Origin of the sequence: Actinomadura sp. HBU206391, assembly GCF_014323665.1 — a bacterium.
In the GTDB taxonomy this organism is placed as follows: Bacteria; Actinomycetota; Actinomycetes; order Streptosporangiales; family Streptosporangiaceae; genus Actinomadura_C.
The window spans coordinates 1-4,145 of record NZ_JABVEB010000380.1; the positions used below are offsets into that span (position 1 = coordinate 1).

At 70.7% G+C, this 4,145-nt stretch carries 3 protein-coding genes and 1 pseudogene; 1 reads left to right on the top strand and 3 read right to left on the bottom strand.

The genetic code is table 11. From position 1 onward, the window contains the following. Window positions 1-1,002: pseudogene (locus HKK72_RS36775) on the bottom strand (hypothetical protein); the annotation flags it as partial. Window positions 1,003-1,099: 97 nt separating this feature from the next. Next, the gene (locus HKK72_RS36780; protein ID WP_261987551.1) at window positions 1,100-1,498 is read right to left on the bottom strand and encodes a hypothetical protein; all 399 of its coding nucleotides are present in this window, start codon (window positions 1,496-1,498) and stop codon (window positions 1,100-1,102) included. A 286-nt stretch (window positions 1,499-1,784) separates the two neighbouring features. Between HKK72_RS36780 and HKK72_RS36785 the strand changes: the two genes are divergently transcribed. After that, entirely contained in the window at window positions 1,785-2,135 is a 351-nt protein-coding gene (locus HKK72_RS36785; protein ID WP_187239009.1) for an antibiotic biosynthesis monooxygenase family protein, read from the top strand. A gap of 52 nt (window positions 2,136-2,187) precedes the next feature. Here the strand turns inward: HKK72_RS36785 and cimA are convergent, their stop codons facing one another. After that, window positions 2,188-3,765, bottom strand: coding sequence for a citramalate synthase (gene cimA / locus HKK72_RS36790; RefSeq protein WP_187239010.1), 1,578 nt, complete (start codon window positions 3,763-3,765; stop codon window positions 2,188-2,190). Between the last annotated feature and the right edge of the window lie 380 nt (window positions 3,766-4,145).

A 4,145-nucleotide genomic window follows, 5' to 3' on the forward strand; every position in this document is an offset into this window, starting at 1 on the left:
CGTACCGGCGGGAGCGCCCGACGACGGAGCCGTGACGGGCCCGGAGGGCTGGACCGGCACCTGCCCGGCGCCGGGGGTCGGCGAGCCCGGCGCCGTCGAGGTCGGCTCGGCCCCCGGTGAGCCGGAAGGCCCTCCGGAGCCCTCGGGCGTCGCGGGCGCCGTCTCGTTCGGCGACGCGGCCGCCGCGCCGGAACGCTCGGAACCCGAACTCGACAGGACGACGGTGGCGAGCACACCGATCACGACGACGACGAGCCCCGCGGCGACGCCGATCAAGATCTTCGGCAGGCGGGAGCCGGAGCCGGGCGGCCTCCGGTCGGGCAGCGCGTTCGTCGCCAGCGGATGCGGTATTCCCCCTGGGGGCGTCCCGCCCAGCGGATGCGGTACTCCCCCCGGAGGCGTCCCCATGGCCGGGCCGTGCAGTGCCAGAGGAGGCGGCGGAGGCGCCTCGTGCATGCTCGCGACCGGGCCCGCCGGAGCAGCCGGAGGGAACAGGCCGACCGGCGCCGCCGGATTGACCTGGGCGGTCGGATCGGCCAGAGCGGGGTCGGCCGGAGCAGGGTCATCAGGCGCGGCGGGATCGGCCGGGGCGGGTGGAGCGACCGGGCCGGCCTCGTCGGCCGGAGCGACCGGGCGCTGCCGGGGCGCCGCCGCCGCCATCGCGACGGACATCTCGACCATGGCCGGCGGCTCGGGAGCCACCCGCCGGTCGAGGTCCGCGGCCGAGGACCCCGGCTGCGGGAGCGTCGCAGGATCCCAGGGTTCCTCTTCGGTCACGTCGGCGAGGTCCGGCCAAGGATCGGAGTCATCGAAGAACCCGGCCTCGGCCGTGGTCTCGGTCTCCGGCTCCAGCGGATCGTCCGTGACGGTCGTCTCGGCCGCACCCTCGACCGGCTCGTCGGCGGGGATCCCGCCGGAAGGCCACGTCTCACCGGTCGGCTGCTGATCCACCAGGGTGTGTTCGTCCCGCTCCGCCGGTCCGCCCGACTCGTCGCCGTTCAACTCGTCACCTTTTTCGCAACGCAATGATTCCTGGCCCTGTGATCTCAATGACTCCGACGACGAGCAAGCCGATTTGGTTCGAACGGATCGCGGTGGATCAGCGCGCGGCGAGCCGCTCCCGGCCACGCCGCGCGGCGAGTCTCTGGTGCCGGTCCAACATGTCCGTCACCCGCCCGATGGCCTCGGGCACGCCCCGGTCCGGCCGTGCCGCCGATCGCGCCTCGCAGAACCATCGAGCGGCCTCGGCGAGCAGGAACTCCGGAGAGTCGCCCGTCGCGGGTCCCCGCTCGTCGGCGAGCCGCCCCAGCAGATCCCCCAGTCTGAGCGCCGCGTCCGGGCAGCCGGCCTCCGCGGCGCGCCGGAACCACCGGGCCGCACCGTCGGCGTCGCCCTCCTGCTCACACCGTTCGCCGAGGCTGTACGCGACCTGCGCCAAGGGCCCGGCGGCGGAACCCGGGCACGCCGAGAACGCGGATCGGCGGCGTCGGACAGGCATGAGCTCACTCCGGTACATCGGGTCGGAAGATGCTGGGCGGGCCGGGGGCCGGGCACTCATCGCGACGGCGACGGCCGATCGCGGGCACTGCCCATTGGTTCAACGGTAAAGCCCTACGCCACCCGAACGCCATTCATATTTCCATGCCATTCGCCGGAGTTCGCCGGAGTCGCCGGGGAAAAGCAGACGGCGGCCGGTCCCCTCGTCACCGGGCCGACGACCGGCTTTCGTCGCCAGGCAATAGGGTCCGGAATAGGTCCACGTCATCGTCATGGAGGGAATTCAGGTGTCTGTCGTCAAGATCAACGCCCTGACCGTCACCGAGGGCTCGCGGGACGAACTCGAGCGGCGGTTCGCAGGCCGAGCCGGCCTGGTCGAGTCGGCCGACGGATTCGAGGGCTTCGAGCTCCTGCGACCCGTGGAGGGCATCGACCGGTACCTCGTCTACACCCGGTGGCGGAGCGAGGAGGACTTCCAGCGCTGGACCGAGAGCCAGGCGTTCCAGCGCGGGCACGCCCAGGCCGCGGCGCAGGCGGGCGGCAGCGGGCATGGCCACGGGCACGGCGGCCCGGCCGCCACCGGTGCCGAACTGTGGTCCTTCGAGGTCATCCAGAGCGCGCCGCCCAAAACCGCCTAGACGCCACGACGCCACCCGCCCGCGCGCTGCACGCGACGCGGGCTCTGGGCGATCAGGCGGGGTCGTAGCCCGCGTGCAGCAGGCAGTAGGTCACGGCCTCCTCCAGTGCCTGCCACGATGCCGCGATCACGTTGTCCTCGACGCCGACCGTGCCCCATTCGCCACGTCCATTACTGGACTCGATGAGCACTCGGGTCCGGGCTCCGGTGCCATGAGAGCCTTCGAGGATCCGGACCTTGTAGTCGACCAGTTCCAGCCTGGCCAGCTCGGGATAGAGGCGCTCGAGCGCGATGCGCAGCGCCGTGTCGAGGGCGTTGACCGGCCCGTTGCCCTCACCGGTCGCGACGATCCGCTCCCCCTTGGCGTGCAGCTTGACGGTGGCCTCGCTGACCATCGAGCCGTCAGGACGGCGCTCGACGATCGCCCGCCACGACTCGACCTCGAAATGCCGCTGCCGTACGCCGGTGAGCTCCTCGCGCAGCAGCAGTTCGAAGGAGGCGTCGGCGGCCTCGAAGGTGTAGCCCTGGGCCTCCAGATCCTTCACCCGGCCGACGACCCGCTTGGCGGTGTCCCCCGACAGGTCGTACCCGAGCTCCCTGCCCTTCAACTCGACCGAGGCGCGCCCCGCCATGCTCGACACCAGCATCCGCATGTCGTTGCCGACCGCCGCCGGGTCGATGTGCTGGTAGAGGTCGGGGTCGACCTTCACGGCCGAGGCGTGCAGTCCCGCCTTGTGGGCGAACGCCGACAGCCCGACATAGGGCTGCTGGGAGCCGGGCGTCACGTTCGTGACCTCCGACACCGCGTGGGCGATGCGGGTCATCTCAGCCAGCTGATCGTCGGTGACGACCCGCATACCGCGCTTGAGCTGCAGGTTACCGACCACCGTGAAGAGGTTGGCGTTGCCGCTGCGCTCACCGTAGCCGTTCGCGCAGCCCTGGACGTGCGAGGCGCCCGCCGTGACGGCTGCGAGGGAGTTGGCCACCGCGCAGCCGCTGTCGTCGTGGCAGTGGATGCCGACGCGAGCGCCCATCTCGACGACGGTGGCGACCACCTCCGCGAGCTCGTCCGGGAGCATGCCCCCGTTGGTGTCGCACAGCGCGATGACGTCCGCTCCCGCCTCGGCTGCGGTCCGGACGACCTCGAGCGCGTAGGGCCGGTTGGCCTTGTAGCCGTCGAAGAAGTGCTCCGCGTCGAGGAAGACGCGCCGCCCCTCCGCCCGCAGGTGCGAGACCGTGTCGCGGATCATCGCGAGGTTCTCCTCCAGGGTCGTGCGGAGTGCCAGCTCAACGTGCCGGTCGTGACTCTTGGCGACAAGCGTCACGACCGGCGCGCCAGAGTCGCGCAAAGCGGCCACCAGAGGGTCGTCGGCGGCCTGCACACCGGCCCGGCGGGTCGCGCCGAACGCGGTGAGTTGCGCGTGCTTCAGGTCGAGCTCTGTTCGAGCACGCCGGAAGAAGTCGGTGTCCTTCGGATTGGCCCCGGGCCAGCCGCCCTCGATGAAGCCGACCCCGAGGTCGTCGAGGTGCCGGGCGATGACGAGCTTGTCCGCCACGGAGAGGTTGAGCCCCTCCTGCTGGGCTCCGTCCCGCAGGGTCGTGTCATAGACGTGGAAGCCGTCGTCGAGCATTGAGCTCTCCTTTGCGAATGACCGGCGCCCTGCCTGGAACGCGACTGTCACCGAGTTGTCTGGCACCGAGTTATTTGGCATCGAGGTACTTGGCGGCTGGATGTTTGGAAAAGCACTGTCGTCTCATGGACCCCGTTTTCCGGGGATTTTCCTACGTACGGTTCGCGGTGCTGAAAAGCAAAAGACCCCTCACGGACGTGAGAGGTCTGCGCGCCGGTGGTCTCGTCAGATACCGGCGCGCCAGCCAATAATGTTCAGCTCGTAGCGAGCGTGGCCGTAACGCATAGCAACGTCAGTTTGCCACATCGTCGGCGCCCGTGACACACCGGTCCCACCATCCGAGACGACGATCGCGGGAACCCGCTGCCAGCGATCGGCGG